Origin of the sequence: Actinocrinis sp., from assembly GCF_035653575.1 — a bacterium.
Lineage (GTDB): Bacteria > Actinomycetota > Actinomycetes > Streptomycetales > Catenulisporaceae > Actinocrinis.
The window spans coordinates 1-19,698 of sequence record NZ_DASRBQ010000154.1 but is presented as its reverse complement, the minus strand read 5'-3'; the positions used below and the strand labels follow the sequence as shown (position 1 = coordinate 19,698).

The 19,698-nt window shown below is 69.1% G+C and carries 19 protein-coding genes and 1 pseudogene; 4 read left to right on the top strand and 16 right to left on the bottom strand.

The window, feature by feature from the left end:
• The 6 genes from VFA06_RS20705 to VFA06_RS20680 form a co-directional block, all read right to left on the bottom strand.
• Positions 1–521: diacylglycerol kinase family protein (locus VFA06_RS20705; RefSeq protein WP_324842308.1), on the bottom strand; the 521-nt coding region annotated here is incomplete at its 3' end.
• 13 nt (positions 522–534) lie between these two features.
• The gene (tatC, locus tag VFA06_RS20700) at positions 535–1,425 is read right to left on the bottom strand and encodes a twin-arginine translocase subunit TatC (RefSeq protein ID WP_324842307.1); all 891 of its coding nucleotides are present in this window, start codon (positions 1,423–1,425) and stop codon (positions 535–537) included.
• 42 nt (positions 1,426–1,467) lie between these two features.
• Positions 1,468–1,746, bottom strand: a complete 279-nt coding sequence (locus tag VFA06_RS20695; protein ID WP_324842306.1) for a twin-arginine translocase TatA/TatE family subunit — start codon at positions 1,744–1,746, stop codon at positions 1,468–1,470.
• Between the two features lie 154 nt (positions 1,747–1,900).
• Positions 1,901–2,128: a hypothetical protein gene (locus tag VFA06_RS20690; protein ID WP_324842305.1), complete on the bottom strand. Its 228-nt coding sequence runs from the start codon at positions 2,126–2,128 to the stop codon at positions 1,901–1,903.
• A 333-nt stretch (positions 2,129–2,461) separates the two neighbouring features.
• On the bottom strand, positions 2,462–3,448 hold the full coding sequence (locus VFA06_RS20685) for a helix-turn-helix transcriptional regulator (RefSeq protein ID WP_324842304.1): 987 nt from the start codon (positions 3,446–3,448) through the stop codon (positions 2,462–2,464).
• On the bottom strand, positions 3,445–4,503 hold the full coding sequence (locus VFA06_RS20680) for a helix-turn-helix transcriptional regulator (RefSeq protein ID WP_324842303.1): 1,059 nt from the start codon (positions 4,501–4,503) through the stop codon (positions 3,445–3,447). The genes VFA06_RS20685 and VFA06_RS20680 overlap by 4 nt, the downstream gene beginning before the upstream one ends.
• Before the next feature lie 119 nt (positions 4,504–4,622).
• Between VFA06_RS20680 and VFA06_RS20675 the strand changes: the two genes are divergently transcribed.
• Positions 4,623–5,696: a DUF3866 family protein gene (locus VFA06_RS20675; RefSeq protein ID WP_324842302.1), complete on the top strand. Its 1,074-nt coding sequence runs from the start codon at positions 4,623–4,625 to the stop codon at positions 5,694–5,696.
• A gap of 120 nt (positions 5,697–5,816) precedes the next feature.
• Positions 5,817–6,191, top strand: coding sequence for an FKBP-type peptidyl-prolyl cis-trans isomerase (locus VFA06_RS20670; protein WP_324842301.1), 375 nt, complete (start codon positions 5,817–5,819; stop codon positions 6,189–6,191).
• A gap of 240 nt (positions 6,192–6,431) precedes the next feature.
• Here VFA06_RS20670 and VFA06_RS20665 read toward each other — a convergent pair whose 3' ends face one another.
• From VFA06_RS20665 to arc, 8 genes and pseudogenes are all read right to left on the bottom strand, one after another.
• Positions 6,432–7,472, bottom strand: coding sequence for an FKBP-type peptidyl-prolyl cis-trans isomerase (locus tag VFA06_RS20665; protein WP_324842300.1), 1,041 nt, complete (start codon positions 7,470–7,472; stop codon positions 6,432–6,434).
• Between the two features lie 20 nt (positions 7,473–7,492).
• A complete protein-coding gene (pafA, locus tag VFA06_RS20660; protein WP_324842299.1) occupies positions 7,493–8,854 on the bottom strand; it encodes a Pup--protein ligase in 1,362 nt (453 codons plus the stop codon).
• Between the two features lie 123 nt (positions 8,855–8,977).
• Positions 8,978–9,868: a proteasome subunit alpha gene (gene prcA / locus VFA06_RS20655; protein WP_324842298.1), complete on the bottom strand. Its 891-nt coding sequence runs from the start codon at positions 9,866–9,868 to the stop codon at positions 8,978–8,980.
• 44 nt (positions 9,869–9,912) lie between these two features.
• Positions 9,913–10,725 carry a proteasome subunit beta gene (gene prcB, locus VFA06_RS20650; protein ID WP_324842297.1) on the bottom strand — a complete coding sequence of 271 codons (813 nt, stop codon included), beginning with the start codon at positions 10,723–10,725 and terminating at the stop codon, positions 9,913–9,915.
• 107 nt (positions 10,726–10,832) lie between these two features.
• Positions 10,833–10,919: pseudogene (locus VFA06_RS26145) on the bottom strand (hypothetical protein); the annotation flags it as partial.
• Between the two features lie 187 nt (positions 10,920–11,106).
• Complete coding sequence (locus VFA06_RS20645; RefSeq protein WP_324842309.1) at positions 11,107–11,316, bottom strand: ubiquitin-like protein Pup; 210 nt, start codon at positions 11,314–11,316, stop codon at positions 11,107–11,109.
• Positions 11,317–11,619: 303 nt separating this feature from the next.
• Positions 11,620–13,131: a depupylase/deamidase Dop gene (dop, locus tag VFA06_RS20640; RefSeq protein ID WP_324842296.1), complete on the bottom strand. Its 1,512-nt coding sequence runs from the start codon at positions 13,129–13,131 to the stop codon at positions 11,620–11,622.
• Between the two features lie 216 nt (positions 13,132–13,347).
• Positions 13,348–15,138 carry a proteasome ATPase gene (arc, locus tag VFA06_RS20635; protein ID WP_324842295.1) on the bottom strand — a complete coding sequence of 597 codons (1,791 nt, stop codon included), beginning with the start codon at positions 15,136–15,138 and terminating at the stop codon, positions 13,348–13,350.
• 410 nt (positions 15,139–15,548) lie between these two features.
• On the opposite strand from arc, the gene VFA06_RS20630 reads away from it, so the two are divergent.
• On the top strand, positions 15,549–15,830 hold the full coding sequence (locus tag VFA06_RS20630; RefSeq protein WP_324842294.1) for a ferredoxin: 282 nt from the start codon (positions 15,549–15,551) through the stop codon (positions 15,828–15,830).
• A gap of 62 nt (positions 15,831–15,892) precedes the next feature.
• Here the strand turns inward: VFA06_RS20630 and VFA06_RS20625 are convergent, their stop codons facing one another.
• Together VFA06_RS20625 and VFA06_RS20620 are read right to left on the bottom strand one after the other, a co-directional pair.
• The gene (locus VFA06_RS20625; RefSeq protein ID WP_324842293.1) at positions 15,893–16,858 is read right to left on the bottom strand and encodes a tRNA (adenine-N1)-methyltransferase; all 966 of its coding nucleotides are present in this window, start codon (positions 16,856–16,858) and stop codon (positions 15,893–15,895) included.
• Between the two features lie 85 nt (positions 16,859–16,943).
• A complete protein-coding gene (locus VFA06_RS20620) occupies positions 16,944–18,161 on the bottom strand; it encodes a site-2 protease family protein (protein WP_324842292.1) in 1,218 nt (405 codons plus the stop codon).
• Positions 18,162–18,648: 487 nt separating this feature from the next.
• Between VFA06_RS20620 and VFA06_RS20615 the strand changes: the two genes are divergently transcribed.
• A complete protein-coding gene (locus VFA06_RS20615) occupies positions 18,649–19,473 on the top strand; it encodes a PD-(D/E)XK nuclease family protein (protein ID WP_349260268.1) in 825 nt (274 codons plus the stop codon).
• Positions 19,474–19,698 lie beyond the last annotated feature (225 nt).

Genomic DNA, 19,698 nt, shown 5'->3' with positions numbered 1-19,698 from the left:
GCGAGCAAGGCGAGGGTGTACCGCGACGGACCGCGCGGTCGCCGCATCCGGTTGGCGCGCTCGTTGACCTTCGAGTCGAGGCCGCAAGCCAGTACTGTGCCGAACCAGCGCGCGGTAAGGGACCCAGGACCGCTGATCCGGCCGAGGTCGAAATCATCGGTATGCCCTGCGGACACGATCTGCACGGCGGCTTCCGGGTCACGCAGCGGCAGGCCGAGGTACCGCGCCACGTCGTTGCCTGTGCCGGCCGGGATGACACCGAGCGGGACGCCAGTCCCGGCAACCAACTGCAGGCCGAGGCTGACCATGCCGTCGCCGCCGACTACCACGACGCTGTCGGCGTCGCCGTCCAGGAGCGCACGAGCCTTCTTGGCGGACTGTTCGGCGCTCTGCTCGATGACCAGGCGAACGTCGTGTCCTGCGGCTTCGAGGGCAGCTTGGGCACGCTCGCCGTACGCACGCCCCTTCCCCTTACCGGAGGTGGGGTTGACGACGAGCGCCGGCCGCAGCGGCCCGCTCACCCGCGGACCACGGTCACGAGATGTCTTCGAGGCTGTCGGCCCGCTCGATCGGCGCGGGCGTCAAGTCGAGCGGGGAGGCTTCGTCCGGGGAGAGCTGGTGGATCGGATCGGCGGCCTGGCGCGCGGCGCGGCGCTTGTCGTTGGCCAGCGCGATGCCGATGGCGCCGAAGTACAGCAGGCAGATCGGGATGGCCAGCACGCTCATGCCGATCGGGTCGCCGGTGGGCACCGCGATCGCCGCGAACACGAAGATCGCCAGCACCACTACGCGCCAGTGCTTGCGCATCCGGTCGCCGCTCAGGATCCCGATGAAGTTGAACAGCACCAGGATCAGCGGCAGCACGAAGGAGGCCCCGAAGACCACCATCATCCGCAGGAAGAACACCAGCGTCGTGTCCAACGGCAGCTGTGCCGCGACGCCCGAGGGCACGAAGCCCATCAGGACCCGCAGGATGGTCGGGAAGAAGATGTAGCAGAGCGTGGCTCCCGCGGCGAACAGCGGGATGGCCGCCCCGATGAAGGTCAGGCTGTACTTCTTCTCCTTCTTGTACAGCCCTGGGGCGAGGAAGGCCCACAGCTGGTACATCCACACCGGCGCGGCGAGCACGATGCCGGAGAACATCGCGATCTTGAACGCCAGGGTGAGCGGGGTGCTCACGCCGATCAGGACGAGCACGCCGTTCTTGCAGTCCTTGCTGGGCTGCCCGACGCCGTGGATCGACTTGATGTTGCAGATCGGGGTCTCAAGCACGTTGACGATGTGGCGGTAGTAGATGAAGCCGATGATCCCCGCGACGATGATCGCGAGTGCCGACTTGATCAACCGCGAGCGCAGTTCACGGATGTGCTCCATGAGCGGCATCCGCGCCGCGTCATCCGCCGAGCGTCCGGCCTTACCAGCCACGTCCGGTGCCACCCGTTCTCGTCGTCGTGATGGTGCTGCCTGTCATTGCCGCGGGCTTCCAGGGGTGCGGTCGACCACCTCCGCCGGATCCGCCACGATAGTGCGCTTCTGCGGCGGCGGGACGTCGTCGCGCAACGCCTGTGCCTCGGATTTGAGGATACGGCGGGTCTTGCCGAGATCGCGCATCGCGCCCGGCAACCGCTTCCACCCGAAAAGGATCAGGCCGATCGCGATGAGGAGGAACAGCCCTTCAGCACGAAGCAACATCGTGACGCGCCCTTTCAACGGCAGGTCCCCAGGCAGGGCGGACCGAATCGCCATGCCGCCTTAACGTTTCAGCCGGTCGCGGACCTTGTCAACGGTCGGCTCCCGATCAACATTCAACGCGGTAGACGCTCCGCCCGGTTCACCGGTCAATGGCCGCTTCTGCGGTCGCCGCGCTATCGCAAGTCGACGCTGTGTTACCGGTGTGCGGTTACTTTTCCGCTTCGGAGGAGGCGGGCCGGGAGCGCGAGCCGTTGCCGAGCGCTACCTGCGCCAGACCCGTTTTGACCGGCTCGGCGGCGTCCGCCAGCAGCCGACTGGCGCGGGCCAGCTCCTTGGAGACGTCCTTGGCGGCGCGGAAGACGCCGAACGCGAAGAAGCCGATCGCGGCAAGCGCCGCCACGGCGAGACTCACCCCGACAATGACCCAGACCATCACGGAGACGACCCTACTCGGTGTCGGTCGCACTCGTAGCGACGTCTCGCGTAGCGACGTCTCAGGCCTCTAGACATCTCAGGCTCTATAGGTCCGGCGCGCGATCCGCATTGTCGTTGCGGTACACGCTCAGCTCCGCTGCCCCCGCATCGCGCAGTGCGTCACGCAGCGCGTCGTCTGCGGACCGGCGTACCTGTGCGCCGCAATCCGGGCACGTGAATGAGTACTCCCAGCGCCCAGTCCGTCCCAGCAAGCGCACCGAAGAGAGGGTGACAACACGCGGCCCGCAGACCTCACAACGTACGCGTACTGCCTTCGCGCCGTCCGAGCCCGGAGTCACGACACGGCGTCCGCTCCGTATGCTGCCAGCGCCGCGGCGGCGGTGTCGCGGACCTTGTCGGCGAACTGCTCCGGGGCCAGCACCCGGGCCGCACCGCCGAGCCGCAGCACCAGCCTCCTGATCCGGTCCTGGTCCGGGGCGCGCAGGGTCACGCGTAGCCAGCCGTCGCGCTCCGGGTCCTCCTCGACGCTCTCGCAGGGGTAGTACTCGGGCACCCAGCGGGCTTCCGGTGCCAGCTCCAGCGTCACCAGCGGCGCGTCCTCGCTCACGCGCAGCGCGGAGGCGGGCGCCTCCTCGGTCAGGTCCAGGCCCTTGGCGTCCGCGGGCGGCTCGGCCGGCAGGTCGAGGACTTCGATCCCGACGACGCGGTCGAGCCGGAAGACCCGCACCGCCTGGGAGGCGCGGCACCAGCCCTCCAGGTAGGCCCGCCCGGCCAGCAGCGCGACCCGCATCGGGTCCACGTCCCGCTCGGTCACCTCGTCGCGCGAGGGCACGTAGTAGCGAAGATGCACCAGCCGCTTCTCGGCCAGGGCCCGCTGCGCCGCCTCGAAGACCACGTCGCGCGCCTCGAAGGCCACCGACAGCCGCTCGGCGACCCGCGCGGCCTCGCCGGTCGCGCTCTCCAGCTTCGCCACCGCGCGGTCCAGCGCGTCCCGGTCGGCGATCCCCGGCACCTGCGCCAGCGCCCGCAGCGCGACCAGCAACGCGACCGCCTCGCGGGTGGAGAGGCGCAGCGGCCTGACGATCGGCTTCGCGGCGTTCTCCAGGTGGATCGCGCCGCCCTCCTCGACGTGCGCCTCCATCAGGTCGTCGGCGAAGCCCCCGGGCAGTCCGCAGAACCACAGCACGTTGAGGTCCTTGGCGACCTGCTTGGTGGTGATCCGGAATTCCTCCGCGACCTGATCGACCGTCGTGCCGGGGTGGCTGAGCAGGTAGGGCACGAGGTTCAGCAGTCGCTCGACCTGTGAGACCGCGGTGCTCACGACGCCACCTCCAGCCGCTTGTGCCGCTTGCCGCCGCCTACGCCGTCGACCGCGAGCATCGGGCCCTGCGCCTGCGCCTGCGCGCCTACCGGGGCCGAGACCGGCGCCGCGATGGCGCGGAGGTTGGCGATCACTCCCTCTCGCAGCGAGGGCGGATCGAGCACCACCACGTCCGGACCGTACTCGGCGAGCCAGCCGGCGGTGTCGGCGTACGCGGTGATCACGATCGTGTCCCAGCCGTCGTCGCCCTCGACGATCGAGGAGGCGCCGCGGCGCAGCGGAAAGCAGGTGCCCACGCGTACCCGAAGCGTCGCCGGGCCGAGGTCCGCGCTGCTGCCCTCGGCGAAGGCGTCCACCTGCGCGCGCACGTCGAGCCGGTCGGGCACCTTGTGTTCCGGTGCGCGGCCGGTCAGCAGCACCGGGGTGGTGATCCGGTCGAGCCGGAACACCCTCGCGGCGTCGCGCCCGAGGTCGAATCCGGCCAGGTACCAGCGGCCGCGCCAGGAGTCGATGGTCCACGGCTCGACCTCGCGCACGCGCACTTCCCCGTCCGAGCGGCGGTAGGAGAATCGCACCACCTGACGGTCGTACACGGCTTCGAGCAGTGGCTCGAAGGCCGGGGCCTCGACTCGAACCCGCGGCTCGATCCCCGCCGGCGCGGCCTCCCCGACGTCCAGCCCGGCCGCCTTGAGCTTGAGCAGCGCGGAGGACGCGGCCTGCGCCAGCGTCGCCTGCTGCCAGAACCGCGCGGCCACCCCGATCGCCGCGGCCTCGTCCGGCTCCAGGTGCAGCTCCGGCAGCGCGTACTCCCCCGGGGCGATCCGATAGCCGACCTCGTCCTCGAACAGGGCGCTGACTGTGCCCACTTCAAGGGGGATGCCGAGCTCCCGCAACTCCTCCTTGTCACGCTCGAACATTCGCTCGAACGCCTCATCCGTCGGACAGTTGCGGTACGGCTCCAAAGTCGCGCGCAACCGCTCCTTCGTGACGAAGGTCCGCGACGCGAGCAGGCAGATCACCAGGTTGACCAGCCGCTCGGTCTTGCTCGCTGGCATACGCCGACTCCCTCCTCGTCGTCGCTGCACCCCGTTGCCAACGGTGCGCCTCCGACGCTACTGCGTCGGCACAGCCTTTCGCACCAAGGGACGCACAATACCCAATAGGCTTAGCCGCCGTGATCAGTTGGCGAGCGGGGCGCGTTACCGCCCTTGGCCGTGCTTGGCGCGGAGCGCGGGAGCTGACCGCCGATGTGGAGGGCAAGCCCGTCAAGGCGCTGGCCTATCCGCTGCTGACTGGTGAGCCGGCGGTTGGCGACCGGGTGCTGCTCAACACGACGGCGCAGACGATGGGCCTGGGGACAGGCGGCTACGCGATGGTCGTCGCCCTGCCCGATCGGCTGCCCCCGGACGCGCCGCCCGGTCCCGGGCATCTGGTCAAGGCTCGATACACGCCGCTGCAAGCCATTGTGTTAGGAGCGGACGAACAGGATTCCCCGTACCACGAGCTTCTGCGGGACGCCGACTCCCTGGACGGCATGCCGGTCGTCGCCGCGGACCTCCATTCGGCGCTACCGGCGGTGTGTGCTGCGATCCTGGCGGACCGTCCCGGGACGCGCATCGCTTATGTGATGAGCGACGGGGGCGCGTTGCCGCTGTGGTTCTCGCGTACCGTCGCAGGGCTACGCGATGCCGGCTGGCTGATCGGTTCGGTCACGGTGGGGCAGGCTCTTGGCGGGGATCTGGAAACCGTCACCGTGCACACCGGTCTGCTCGCTGCGCGTCTGATTCTGCAAGCCGAGGTCGCGATCGTCACCCAAGGCCCCGGCAACCTCGGCACCGGCACCCGCTGGGGCTTCTCGGGGGTGGCCTGCGGCGAGGCGGTGAATGCGGCGGGCGTGCTCGGCGGTCGGCCGGTCGGCGTGCTGCGAGTCTCAGAAGCGGACGCGAGGGAGCGGCACCGCGGCCTGAGCCACCACAGCCTGACCTCGTACGGGCGGGTGGCCCTCTCCTCCGCGGAGGTGGCCGTGCCGGCCGAGGCTGGGGCTTTCTGGGACGCGGTGCGCGAGCAGGTTAAGGAACTGACGCCGCGTCACACCGTGCGCGAGATCGATTGCGCTGGTCTGGATGACGCATTGGCGACCAGCCCGGTCGCCCTGTCCACCATGGGTCGCGGACCGGACTCCGATCGGGCGAACTTCCTCGCCGCAGCCGCGGCAGGGCGCTTGGCGGCAAGCCTGCTGGACCGCTGATCCGGTCGCGGGACGCCGCCCTCGCAAGCCCTGGCGTCGCTACCGTCCACGCCCGGCGCAGGCCCGGCTGTGGCAGGGTAGGAGCGGACGAAATGATCGACCAAGAGGAACGGAGCCGAGATGGCACTGCAGAAGCCGGAGATCGACTTCCCGGAGGGCCCGCCGCCCGCCGACCTGGAGATCAAGGACCTGTGGGAGGGCGACGGCGCGGAGGCGGCCTCGGGCCACAACGTCACGGTGCACTACGTCGGGGTCTCGCACTCGACCGGTGAGGAGTTCGACGCCTCCTGGAACCGCAACGCCCCGTTCCAGTTCCCGCTCGGCAAGGGCCGGGTCATCGCGGGCTGGGACCGCGGCGTGGCCGGGATGAAGGTCGGCGGCCGCCGGCAGCTGACCATCCCGGCGCACCTCGCTTACGGCGACCGCGGCGCCCCGCCGGTCATCAAGCCGGGCGAGACGCTGATCTTCGTGGTGGACCTGCTCGGAGTTAGCTGAAACTCCACGCTGGTAGGGAGCTGGCACTGCAGCCGGCTAGAGGTTGCATGGGAGCTGGCATCGCAGCCAGCTAGGGGTCGCACGGGCGGCTACGCAAGCTCCGCAGCCCGTGCCCCCTACCCGGCAGCCAGCTAAGTCGTATCGCCCGAAGCCGTGGATCAGCTTCGAGAGTGGTGGTTGCAGCTCGAGAGTCGTGGCTGAGCTTCGAGAGCTGTGGTCGGGGTCGAGTTCGTGCGTCGGCTACAGCGCGTCGACGATGTCGACGACGAAGACGAGAGTGTCGTTGGCGCCGATTCCCGCGGAAGACTGGCCGCCGGACGGGCCATAGCCCAGTGCCGGCGGAATCACCAGCAGCACCCGGTCCCCGACGTGCTTGCCGATCAGGCCTTGATCCCAGCCCTGAATCACCTTGCCGGCGCCGATCACGGTGCTGAACGCCTGCTTGCGGGTGAACGAGGAGTCGAAGTTCTTTCCGGTGTTCCAGTCCACGCCGGTGTACTGCATGACCAGCGTGCGGCCGCTTTGCACGGCCTCGCCGCTGCCGTGGATGAGCGTGTCCGCGACCAGCGACGTCGGCGGCTTGGTGCCGGACGGGATGGTCACCTGCGGATTGCCGGATCCGGGGTCGCCGGTCACCTTGGGCAGCGCAGCGCCCGCTTGTGCGGTCTGCTTGCCGGGGATGTCGGCGGTCGCCGGGTAGCCGCCGACGACGTCGAGCACGAATACCAGGTCGTCGGTGGGGCCGACCCCGGCCTGCGCGTTGCCCTGGCTGCCGAACGCGTCGGCGGGCGGCGCGACCACCTCGATGCGGCTGCCGATGCGGGCGCCGGTGAGCGCGGTGTTCCAGGCGGGCAGCAGGCTGCTGGAGCCGAGCGTGACCACCTGCGGCTGGTTCGGCGTCTTTCCGCCGTCGGTCGAGTAGGTGTTGCCGAGTTCCTTGGCCCCGGTCCAGTTCATGACGGTGTAGTTGACCGCCGCGAGCTGCCCGCTGGCGAGGGTGGCGCCGCTGCCCGCGACCAGGGTCTTGGTCTCCAGCTTGGTGGGCGCCGCGGCGCCGCTCGGCAGGGTGATCACGGCTTTCTGCCCCACCGCCCCGCTGACCTGCGGTAACGCGCCACCGCCGGAGGTCTGGTTCGAGCTCGAGTTCGAGCTGCAGCCCGCCGCGAGCGCGCCCGCCAAGGCGAGCGAGAGGACCGGCAGCGCGGCCCTGGTGAGGGGCGCCGGGCCGCGGCGCGCGCCGGAGCGGGCCCGCTGACTGATCATCCGTCTTTCATGCAACACGGGCCAACCCTACAAGGCCGCTACATGGAAGCGATGAGTTTCTCCACACGTTCGTCCACGGAGCGGAACGGGTCCTTGCACAGGACGGTGCGCTGGGCCTGGTCGTTCAGCTTCAGGTGCACCCAGTCGACGGTGAAGTCCCGGCGCTGCTCCTGTGCCCGCTTGATGAACTCGCCGCGCAGCTTGGCCCGGGTGTTCTGCGGCGGCACCGACTTTGCCGCGAAGATGTCCAGGTCCCGCGCCGTGCGGTCGACCATGCCGCGCCGCTCCAGCAGGTAGTACAGGCCGCGGCGGCGGCTGATGTCGTGGTAGGCCAGGTCCAGCTGCGCCACCCGCGGATGCGAGATGGGCAGGTCGTACTTCTCCTGGTAGCGCTGGATCAGCCGGTACTTGATCACCCAGTCGATCTCGCGCTCGATCTTGGACAGGTCGCCGTCCTCGATCGCGTCGAGCGTGCGCTCCCACAGGTCCAGCACCCGCGCCACCGAGTTCGTGCGCAGGTCGCGCCGGTCGGCGAAGTCCGAGGCCTTGCTCAGGTACTCGCGCTGGATCTCCAGCGCGGAGACCTCCCGGCCGTTGGCCAGCCGGATCCGGCGCTGGCCGGTCAGGTCGTGGCTGACCTCGCGGATCGCCCGGATCGGGTTCTCCAGGGTCAGATCGCGCATCACCAGGCCGGCCTCGACCATGCGCAGCACCAGGTCGGTGGCCCCGACCTTGAGCATCATCGTGGTCTCGCTCATGTTCGAGTCGCCCACGATGACGTGCAGCCGCCGGTAGCGCTCGGCGTCGGCGTGCGGCTCGTCCCGGGTGTTGATGATCGGGCGCGAGCGCGTTGTGGCGGAGCTGACGCCCTCCCAGATGTGCTCGGCCCGCTGGCTGACGCAGTAGACCGCGCCGCGCGGGGTCGGCAGCACCTTTCCGGCGCCGCAGATCAGCTGACGGGTCACCAGGAACGGGATCAGCACGTCGGCCAGCCGGGAGAACTCCCCATGCCGGGTCACCAGGTAGTTCTCGTGGCAGCCGTAGGAGTTCCCGGCCGAGTCGGTGTTGTTCTTGAACAGGTACACGTCCCCGGCGATGCCCTCTTCGTGCAGCCGGCGTTCGGCGTCGACGAGCAGGCCCTCCAGGATCCGCTCGCCCGCCTTGTCGTGAACGACGAGTTCCTCGATCGAGTCGCACTCGGGGGTCGCGTACTCGGGGTGCGAGCCGACGTCCAGGTACAGCCGGGCGCCGTTGCGCAGGAAGACGTTGGAGGAGCGCCCCCAGGACACCACGCGGCGGAACAGGTACCGGGCCACCTCGTCCGGAGACAACCGCCGCTGCCCTCGGAAGGTGCAGGTGACGCCGTATTCGTTCTCTAGTCCGAAGATCCGACGGTCCATCGGTTCCCCACCGCCTCAACTGTCCTAGGGGATATGTGGACTCTTACAAATACCTATCCATTGCCGCGCGCCGCCAACCCGCCGTGCCGCCGACCGGGGTTCGCCCCGGCCGGCTCGGCAGGCTCAGTCGCGCGCCTCGTCCTCGCCGTCTCCGTCCTCAAGCACGTCGTCGATGTCGTCCAGGATGTCGCCCTGCTCGGCGGCGCCGCCGGAGGCTGCGGTGCCGCTGCCGCCGGCCGCCGAACTGCTCGCGGGCGCGCCGTCGCCTTCCGCGTCGCCGTTCCCGTTCTCCGACACGGCCGCCTCGTCCGCGCCCGGCTCGTCGGCCAGCAGCCGGGCCAAGTGCGCGCCGACCAGGCGGCGGAACTTACGGTCGCGCTTGCGGCCCCGGTCCAGGACCGCGACCTCCAGTTGGGTCGGGGACAGCTCGCGGGTCTCGGTGCCGTCGCGCCCGAGCGCCGCGACGGCCGTGCGCAGGGCCGCGCCGAGGTGAGCTCCCTCGGTGTAGCTGCCCTCGAGCACCCGGCTGACCTCGTCGGCCGCGCCGCCGATGACCACGAAGCCGTGCGCGTCGGCCACCGAGCCGTCGTAGGTGAGCCGGTAGATCTGGTCCTGTTCGGGCCGGTCGCCGACCTCGGCGATGATCAGCTCCACCTCGTAGGGCTTGCCGCCGGCCTCGGAGAAGATGGTGCCGAGGGTCTGCGCGTAGGCGTTGGCCAGTCCGAGCGCGGAGACGTCGCGCCGGTCGTAGAGGTAGCCGCGGGTGTCCGCGAGCCGCACTCCGGCCTGGCGCAGGTTCTCGAACTCGTTGTACTTGCCGGCCGCGGCGAAGCCCACCCGGTCGTAGATCTCGCTGATCTTGTGCAGCACCCGGGAACGGTTCTCCGCGACGAAAAGGATGCCGCCGTCGTAGTTGAGCACAGCCACCGAGCCGCCGCGGGCGATGTTCTTGCGTACGTAGTCGGCCCGGTCCTTCATCAACTGCTCGGGCGACACGTAGAACGGGGTCGTCATGATTCCTCGTCGTCTGTCGGTCTGAGAGGGAGGTGGGCGCGCGGCTAGCGCAGCGGAGCCTGCGGTCCGTCGGGCGAGCGGTGCCGCGCGTCGACGACCTCGTGAACCAGTTCGGACACTTCGTCCTCGGGCAGCCTGCGGTAGCCCTCCTCGGTCACCACGGCGATCACCGGGTAGATGCGGCGGGTCATGTCGGGGCCGCCGGTGGCCGAGTCGTCGTCGGCCGCGTCGTAGAGCGCCTGGATGGCCGCCATGGACGCCCCGGTGGCGTCCAGGTCGCCGCGGTAGAGCTTCTTGAGCGCCCCGCGAGCGAACACCGAGCCCGAGCCGACCGAGTAGAAGCCGTGCTCCGGGTACTGGCCGCCGACCGGGTCGTAGCTGAAGATCCGGCCCTCGCCGGTCTCCAGGTCGTAGCCGGCGAACAGCGGCACGACGGCGAGTCCCTGCATGGCCAGGCCGAGGTTCCCGCGGATCATGGTCGCCAGCCGGTTCGCCTTGCCGTCCAGGGAAAGCTCGACGCCCTCGATCTTCTCGTAGTGCTCCAGCTCGACCTGGAACAGCTTGACCATCTCCACCGCGATGCCGGCCGTGCCCGCGATGCCCACGACCGAATACTCGTCGGCGGGGAAGACCTTCTCGATGTCGCGCTGCGCGATCATGTTCCCCGCGGTCGCGCGCCGGTCTCCGGCCATCAGCACGCCGCCGGGGAAGGTGAGGGCCACGATGGTGGTCCCGTGTCGTACGTCCAGCGGCACGGCGCCTCCTGTCGCCCCGAGCGCAGCCATCCGGCGCCCGGGCAGATATTCGGGGTTATACGCCGCGAGGAACTCGGTGAACGAGGATGTACCGGATTGCATGAATGCGCTGCCCATCAGGCCGCCGCCAGCCCCGGCCGACTGCCCTGGAAACCGTCCAGCCCCTTGCCCTTCCACGAGCTCCCTCTCATCGAGTAGTTGACTGCGGATCAGACTGCGTATGTCGTCCCGGATTTCCGTCCGGGCCCTTGATCGCAGCCGAAGCACAGGATGCCTCGTACCTTACCCGTGTCGTGGTCTTGGCCGACGCGTTAGGGGCCGGGTCGCGCGAACCCCCGTGCGACCACACTCTGTCCCCTGGACACCGCGCCTGCCGGACACTGCTGACGCCGCGTCCCTGGCACCTCGCATCCCCGCTTACCGCGCCCCGGATCGGTCTCACGTGATCGCCATCACCTGCCGCCACCGGCAAGGCTCGAACGATCACTGACCGCCCTTCTGCACGAAGCTGCGCACGAAGCTCTCCGCGTCGGTCTCCAGCACCTCGTCGATCTCGTCCAGGACATCGTCGACATCCTCGGACAGCTTCGCGTGACGTTCCTTCAGATCGCTGGTCTCGTCGACGAATTCCTCATCGACCTCTTCGCTCTGCTTGGAGGCGCGCTCCTGCCCGCCGGTGTCCTTGGCCGCCACGGTGATCACCTGCATTCCTCGAAAAGATCAAACTCTGTGTGAAGATCAGACACTGCCGTGCCAGGTCGTTGCGACGCTTCCGGGCCGTACGAAGGGACCGGAGGCCATGATCAGACCCTACGCCCCGGCACCGACAAACGGTGGCGATTTCGGTTCCGCGACGGGCCCACCCACGGCCTTTGATCACAGCTTCCCCAGGCGTGCTCGATTCACACGTTCGGACGCTGTGGGCGAACTCGGCCGCGTTTTTCGCCGACGGAAAGCCAGGGGCGCTCGGTGAAGCGCGCCGGGGCGCGTTCCGGCTCAGCTGCCGGTGATTTCACGCACCAGGTCGGTGGCTGTGCGGCAGCGGTCGATCAGCGCCTCGACGTGCTGCTTCGTGCCGCGCAGCGGGTCGAGGGTCGGCACGCGCTGCAGCGACTCGCGGTCCGGCAGGTCGAAGATGACCGAATCCCAGGATGCCGCGGCGACCGAGTCCGCGTACTTGTCCAGGCACCGGCCGCGGAAATAGGCACGGGTGTCCGCCGGCGGCTGGTCCACGGCCGTGCGGATCTCCTCGTCGGTGGTGATGCGCTCGAAGCGGCCGCGTGCCGCCAGGCGCTGGTACAGGCCCTTTGCGGGACGCACGTCCGCGTATTGGAGGTCGACGAGGTGCAGCCGCGCGTTGTCCCAGTCGATCCCGTCGCGCTTGCGGTAGCCCTCCAGGATTTCCAGCTTGGCGACCCAGTCCAGCTCCCGGTTCAGCGACATCGGGTCGGTTTCCAGGCGGGTCAGCACGGATTCCCAGCGGTCGAGCACGTCCCGGGTGATCTCGTCGACGTCGGTGCCGTACTTGTCCTCGACGTATTTGCGGGCCTGCTCGAAATACTCCATCTGGAGCTGAACCGCCGTCAGCTTCCTTCCGGAGCGCAGCGTCACCAGGTGCTTGAGGCTCGGGTCGTGGCTGACCTCGTGCAGCGTCTTGACCGGCTGGTCCACCGAGAAGTCGACGGACATGAACCGGTCCTCGATCATCGCGAGGACCAGGCTGGTGGTGCCCATCTTCAGGTACATCGAGACTTCGGACAGGTTCGCGTCGCCGATGATGACGTGCAGCCGGCGGTAGCGCTCGGGGTCGGCGTGCGGCTCGTCGCGGGTGTTGATGATCGGGCGCTTGAGCGTGGTCTCCAGGCCGACCTCGACCTCGAAATAGTCGGCGCGCTGCGAGATCTGGAAACCGTTCGAGCGCCCGTCCTGGCCGATGCCCACCCGGCCGGCTCCGGCGACCACCTGGCGGCTGACGAAGAACGGGGTAAGGTGCCGCACGATGTCCGCGAACGGGGTGGTGCGGGCCATCAGGTAGTTCTCGTGGGAGCCGTAGGAGGCGCCCTTGTTGTCCGTGTTGTTCTTGTACAGGTTGATCGGCAGGGAGCCGGGCACGGTCGCGGCGTGCCGCGCGGCCTCGGCCATGATCCACTCCCCCGCCTTGTCCCAGATCACCGCGTCGCGCGGGTTGGTGACCTCGGGGGTGGAGTACTCGGGATGCGCGTGGTCGACGTAGAGGCGCGCGCCGTTGGTCAGGATGACGTTGGCAAGGCCGGAGTCCTCGTCGGTCAGCTGGCTGGCGTCGGCCAGCTCGCGGGCCAGGTCGAAGCCCCGGGCGTCGCGCAGCGGGTTCTCCTCCTCGAAGTCCCAGCGCGCCCGCCGGGCCCGGTGCATCGCCGTCGCGTAGGCGTTGACGATCTGGGAGGAGGTGAGCATGGCATTGGCGTTCGGATGCCCCGGTACCGAGATCCCGTACTCCGTCTCGCTGCCCATCACGCGCTGTACGCTCATGACGACAAGCCTATGCCGACGCGCGGACGATCGGGACCAAGTACGGGCACGAGTTCTCCCCGGGTCGAGCCGACGTGGGACGGCTTCATCCCACGTCGGCGACGGATGTGACACCGCGGCACGGTTGCGCCTACCGGTACGGGCGCCGCGGGCTCACAAGTACCTTCCCGGCACCGCACAGGCACTGCGCTGTGCCTCGCAGGTCCTGCACCGTGCTCACAGGTACTGCCCGGTGTTGCTGACGGTGTCGATCGAACGGCCGGTCTCAGCACCCTTCTTCCCGGAGACGAGGGTGCGGATGAACACGATCCGCTCGCCCTTCTTGCCGGAGATGCGGGCCCAGTCGTCCGGGTTGGTGGTGTTGGGCAGGTCCTCGTTCTCCTTGAACTCGTCGACGCAGGCGCCGAGCAGGTGGGAGACGCGCAGGCCCTTCTGCCCGTGGTCCAGGAAGTCCTTAATCGCCGACTTCTTCGCCCGGTCCACGATGTTCTGGATCATCGCGCCGGAGTTGAAGTCCTTGAAGTAGAGGACCTCCTTGTCCCCGTTGGCGTAGGTCACTTCCAGGAAGCGGTTCTCGTCGGTCTCCGAGTACATCCGCTCCACGGTGCTCTGGATCATCGCGGAGACGCAGGCGGCCTCGTCGCCGCCGTGCTCCTTGATGTCGTCCGGGTGCAGCGGCAGGGTCGTGGTGACGTACTTGGAGAAGATGTCCTTCGCCGCCTCGGCGTCCGGCCGCTCGATCTTGATCTTGACGTCCAGGCGGCCGGGCCGCAGGATCGCCGGGTCGATCATGTCCTCGCGGTTGGAGGCGCCGATGACGATGACGTTCTCCAGGCCCTCGACACCGTCGATCTCGGAGAGCAGCTGGGGCACGATCGTGTTCTCGACGTCGGAGGACACGCCGGAGCCGCGGGTGCGGAAGAGCGAGTCCATCTCGTCGAAGAACACGATGACCGGGGTGCCCTCGCTGGCCTTCTCGCGCGCCCGCTGGAAGACCAGGCGGATGTGCCGCTCGGTCTCGCCGACGTACTTGTTGAGCAGCTCGGGGCCCTTGATGTTGAGGAAGTAGCTCTTGCCCTTGTCCTTGCCGTTGATCTCGGCGACCTTCTTGGCCAGCGAGTTGGCGACGGCCTTGGCGATGAGCGTCTTACCGCAGCCGGGAGGACCGTAGAGCAGCACACCCTTCGGCGGGCGCAGCTCGTGCTCGCGGAACAGGTCCGCGTGCAGATAGGGCAGCTCGACGGCGTCCCGGATCTGCTCGATCTGGCTGCTCAGGCCGCCGATGTCGTGGTAGTCGATGTCCGGGACCTCTTCGAGGACCAGTTCCTCGACCTCGGACTTCGGCACCCGCTCGTAGACGTAGCCGGAGCGCGGTTCGAGCAGCAGCGCGTCGCCGGCCCGGATCACCGTGTCCAGCAGCGGCTCGGCGAGGCGCACCACGCGCTCCTCGTCGGTGTGCCCGATGACCAGGGCCCGCTGGCCGTCCTCGAGCAGCTCCTTGAGCATGACGATCTCGCCGACCCGCTCGTAGCCGAAGCCGGCCACGATGTTCAGCGCCTCGTTGAGCATTACCTCCTGGCCGGGGCGCAGTTCGGACAGCTCGATGTTGGGCGTCACGGTTACCCGCAGCTTGCGTCCGCCGGTGAAGATATCGGCCGTACCGTCCTCGTTGGCTTCGAGGAATACGCCGAATCCGGAGGGGGGCTGGGCGAGCCGGTCGATCTCCTCCTTGAGCGCGACGATCTGATCGCGCGCGTCCCGGAGGGTGGCGACGAGCCGCTCGTTCTGTGCGGTCAGTCCGGCCACCGTGGCCTGGAGCTCGCCGACGCGTTCTTCGAGCGCGCGGCCGCCCCGTGGCGCCTCGGCCAGGCGTCGCCGCAGTACGGCGATCTCCTGCTCGAGGTACGCGACCTGGGCCATCGGATCTGGATCGGAACCCATGGGTCCGCCGCGACCAGACCGGGAACCGGGGGCGCGCAGCGGCTTGTCGTCTTCGTGGGCTGGCACGGTCCTCACCTCCTCGCGGAGTGTTGCGACGTTACGACCCTACCTGGAGTACGCCTGGCCCAAACTGAAGACTCGCTCACAGCTTGGGTACCGGCGGATCCGGGGACTCCTCGTGGCCGGGTCGCCACCTCGGTCGTCCCCCGTTGAGTCGGCAACACTGCCATCAACACGATTCCCCCTTCAGTGCTCGTTCATGTGGCACGGCGGGCACCCGTTCGGATCAGTGCACCGGAGCTCCGGTAGGCGTGATCGCTTGCGGGACTCGATCATTACTCCCCCGTCCTTGGCGTGTCCATGCTTATTCAGTTCGGCGTGGCCGCCTGTACAGGACACGCGGACGACGCCGACCGGGTTCGACTTGTTAGGGTCGTTGGTAGACCACAACGCGGATTGGATGGTTGGCGTTCCGGATGAGCGGCGAACAGCTTGAGGTTTGGATCGACCAGGACCTGTGCACGGGCGACGGCCTGTGCGCCCAATACGCCGCCGACGTGTTCGAACTCGACATCGACGGGCTCGCGTACGTGAAAGACGGCGCGGGTGAGTTGCAAAGCTCACAGGGCGCGCGCGTGCCCGTTCCGGCGGATCTGGTGCTGAACGTGATCGATTCGGCCAAGGAGTGCCCCGGCGACTGCATTCACGTGCGCCGGGTGAGTGACGGCACGATGGTCGCGGGCCCGGACGCGGAATAGGCGAATCGGCGCAGTAGGACTTTCCAGGGAAGGTCGAGGGATGTCCTAGGGAAGCTCGCCGCCTAGGGAAGCTCGCCGCGGCGGGCGAGGCGGGCCTCTCGCGCGGCCGCTTGCGCCTCGCGGTCGTCTCCGGCGGTTTCCGGGCTCCACAGGTCGTCGGCGTCGGCGCCCTTGGCCGGGCGGCGGCGGCGCGGCGGCAGGTCGATGCCGTCGGCGATGCGGCGGGCGGTGACCAGGAAACCCGTGTGCCCGACCATCCGATGATCGGGACGGACCGCCAGGCCCTCCACGTGCCAGGTACGCAGCAGCGTCTCGGTGGCGGCGGGTTCAGCGAACCGGCCGTGATCTCGCAGGGTCTCCACGGTGCGTGAAAGTTGCGTCGTGGTGGCGACGTAACAGATCAGCACGCCCCCCGGGGTGAGCACTTTGGCGACGGGGTCGATGCACTCCCACGGGGCCAGCATGTCGAGTACGACGCGGTCGACCTCATCCGGTCGAATGGCCGATGCCAGGTCCCCCACGGTGAGGGTCCAGGCCGGGTGCTCCCCGCCGAAGAAGGTGCGCACGTTCTTGGCGGCGATCTTGGCGAAGTCCTCGCGCCGCTCGTAGGAGTGGACCGCGCCGCTGTCGCCGACCGCGCGCAACAGGGTGCAGGTGAGGGCGCCGGAGCCGACCCCCGCCTCCAGCACGCGGGCGCCGGGGTAGATGTCGGCCATCGCGACGATCTGGGCCGAATCCTTCGGATAGACCACGGCGGCGCCGCGCGGCATCGACAGGACGTAGTCGGACAGCAGCGGCCGCAGCGCGAGGTAGTCCATGCCGCCGCTGGAGCGCACGACCACGCCTTCGGGCTGTCCGATGAGCGCGTCGTGGTCGAAGGAGCCCTTGTGAGTGTGGAACTGCTTGCCCGGCTGCAGCAGGAAGGTGTGGTGGCGGCCCTTCGTGTCGGTCAGCTGGACCAGGTCGCCGGGCTTGAAAGGACCGCGGCGGTGCTCGGCTCCGTGCGGTGCGCTGGGGGTTTCACTCACGGGCGCGAGTCTACCTGCGGTTCGCGTATGTCAAGGCGCGGATACGGCGGTTCGTAATGGTTGCGGGCCGGGTTTGGACGATCCGTCAGCCGTGCAGGAAGGCGTGCTCGACGTCGGCGGCGGCGAGCACACCGAAGATCGAGCCGCCGGGCTCGGTGACGAGGTATTCCGGGGCGGGAACGGCCCGCAACGCGGTCAGGAGGCGCTCGCCGGACAGGTCGGTGGTCAGCGTCATCCCCGGACGCAACGCCCGGGAAAGCGCCCCCACCTGCACCCACGGGTGCCGCTCAGGCGGCGTCGCGGTGACCGAGGCCTCGTGCACGATCCCGGTCGGGCGGCCGTCGTGGTCCACGATCACGACGGCGCGCGCTCCCGCGGCGGCGGCGCGGCGCAGTGCCTCGGCCAGGGGCAGGTCGGCGGTGACCGGGATGGCCCGCCGGGTCAAGGAGCGCACCTGCAGGCGCGGGATGCGGTCGCGCAGCTTGGCGACGGTGAGCGACTGGCTCGCGCCGATCCAGATGAACGAGGCGATGAACGCGGCCCACATGATCGTGTAGAGGTCGGCGCCGGCGCCGTTCTGGTCGCGGCCCTGCCAGATCGAGACGAGCAGCACGACCACGGCCAGGCCGCGCCCGCTCCACGCCGCCGCCACGGTGCCGCTCATCGACTTCTTGGTCACCGCCCAGACGACCGACCGCAGCACCCGGCCGCCGTCCAGAGGCAGCCCGGGAAGCATGTTGAACACGCCGACCACCAGGTTCGCGGTCCACACGGCGAAGACCAGGTAGATGGCCACCAGCAGCCCGGTCGAGGACTGGTCCGAGGTCGAGGGCAGTGCCTCCCAGATGCCCCAGAACGCGGCGGCGAGCGTGAAGGACAGCGCCGGCCCGGCGATCGCGACGGCGAATTCCTGGCCGGGCGACTCGGGTTCGCGTTCGATTTCGGAGACCCCGCCGAGGAAGTAGATGACGATGCGCCGCACCGGCAGGCCGAAATGCTTGGCGACGACCGAGTGGGCCAGCTCGTGCAGCAGCACGGAGAGGTAGAGCAGCAGCGCGAAGCCGAAGGCGACCAGGTAGCGGCCCTCGCCGAGGCGGTCGCCGAGCCGGGTGTTCTTGAACTGGTCGCCGAAGTAGAAGGTGATGAAGGCCGCGATCAGGAACCAGGTCGGCGAGACGACGATCGGAATGCCGAAGGGGCGGCCCATGGCCAGTCCGCCGCCGGAGGGCCGTCCGCCGCCTGGTGGCGGGGACTGCTCCGGATGCCCGGTGGATTCGCCCTCGTTCGGATTCGTGTCGCTCACATAGGCGATGCTACGTGGATACGGCGGTGTGGGCGGTGCAGGCCCAGGTTTGTCGGTGCTCTGAGCTAGTGTTCCCGGCATGGACGGCACGGTGGCGGCGGACGATGCGCTGGACGGCGCGGCAGCGGTGGACGGGGTCGTGTTGGATGTCGCCGCGCCCTCGCCGGCAGTGACTGAACCGACTGTCGTCAGTCCGGAGGCGCCAGCGATCTGGGAGCCGAGTCCGGATTCAAATCCGGCGGTCACCGGCCAAAACCCAGAGCCAACAGCGGTCCGGGAGCCAAGGCCAGCTCAGAATCCGGCCGCCACCCGCGAAAATGCCGAGCCGACAACGCTCGTTGAGCCGAACGCGGACTCAAATCCGGCGGCCATCGGCGAATATGCGGCGCCGGCAACGCTCGTTGAGCCGAGGTCGGACTTAAATCCGGCGATTATCGGCGAGCCCGGATATGGCGGCACCGAGTCCGGGGCGCTCTTCGACGTTGACATGCCGGTGCGGTTGCCGTCGGCCATTTCGCCGTCCCGGGCCGGGGACTTCATGCAGTGCCCGCTGCTGTTCCGGCTGCGCGTGGTGGACAAGGTGCCGGAGCCGCCGAACGCGGCGGCCGCGCGCGGGACGCTCGTGCACGCGGTGCTGGACCGGCTTTTCGACCTCCCGGCCGGCGGCCGCACTCCGGACGAGGCGGCAGCCCTGTTGCAGCCGGAATGGGACCGGCTGCTGGCGAAGAGTCCGGAACTCGCTGAGCTCTTCGCGACCCCTGAGGAGCTGGCCGATTGGCTGGCCTCCGCGAAGTCATTGGTTGGAACGTATTTCACCCTCGAGGATCCGAACCGCCTAGAACCGGCCGAGCGGGAGTGGTTCGTCCGCACCGTGGTCGGCGACGGTGACGACCGGCTGGTGCTGCACGGCATAGTGGACCGGCTCGACGTGGCTCCGAACGGGTTGCTCCGCGTGGTGGACTACAAAACCGGCAAGGCGCCGGCTGCGGCATATGAGGCAAAGAACCTATTTCAGATGAAGTTCTACGCCCTGGTGTTGTGGAAGCTGCGCGGCGTGGTGCCCAAGCGACTCCAGCTGATCTTCCTGGGCAGCGGCGAGGTGCTGACGTACGACCCGGAGGAGCGGGATCTGCGCAGCGTGGAGCGGAAGATCACCGCGGTGTGGGCGGCGATCCGCGCGGCGGCGCAGCGCAGGGAGTGGCCGCCAAATCCGTCTCGGCTGTGCGACTGGTGCTCGTTCAAGGAGGGCTGCCCGGCGCACGGTGGAGAGGTACCGCCCGCACCGATTGTGGAGTTCACACCGGTGGCGTAAGACGTAGCTGCGCCAGGAGCTTTGGCGGTATCTGGTACTGCTCCGGTGTTCCGGGGCGATTGGACCGTGCGGCCGCGAACTGTAGGCGAAGGCATGCCGGTTCAGGGCGGTGCCAGCTGCCGATAGCGGCGAGGCGGCGAGGCGGCGAGGCGGCGAGGCGGCGAGGCGGCGAGGCGGCGAGGCGGCGAGGCGGCGAGGCGGCGAGGCGGCGAGGCGGCGAGGCGG

Coding starts and splice junctions, on each gene's coding strand:
- prcA (WP_324842298.1), bottom strand. CDS start 9,868: ATGACGACCCCGTTCTACGTGTCGCCCGAGCAGTTGATGAAGGACCGG.
- prcB (WP_324842297.1), bottom strand. CDS start 10,725: ATGCAATCCGGTACATCCTCGTTCACCGAGTTCCTCGCGGCGTATAAC.
- pafA (WP_324842299.1), bottom strand. CDS start 8,854: ATGGACCGTCGGATCTTCGGACTAGAGAACGAATACGGCGTCACCTGC.
- VFA06_RS20670 (WP_324842301.1), top strand. CDS start 5,817: ATGGCACTGCAGAAGCCGGAGATCGACTTCCCGGAGGGCCCGCCGCCC.
- dop (WP_324842296.1), bottom strand. CDS start 13,131: ATGAGCGTACAGCGCGTGATGGGCAGCGAGACGGAGTACGGGATCTCG.
- VFA06_RS20630 (WP_324842294.1), top strand. CDS start 15,549: ATGAGCGGCGAACAGCTTGAGGTTTGGATCGACCAGGACCTGTGCACG.
- VFA06_RS20695 (WP_324842306.1), bottom strand. CDS start 1,746: ATGGCGATTCGGTCCGCCCTGCCTGGGGACCTGCCGTTGAAAGGGCGC.
- VFA06_RS20615 (WP_349260268.1), top strand. CDS start 18,649: ATGCCGGTGCGGTTGCCGTCGGCCATTTCGCCGTCCCGGGCCGGGGAC.
- VFA06_RS20680 (WP_324842303.1), bottom strand. CDS start 4,503: ATGCCAGCGAGCAAGACCGAGCGGCTGGTCAACCTGGTGATCTGCCTG.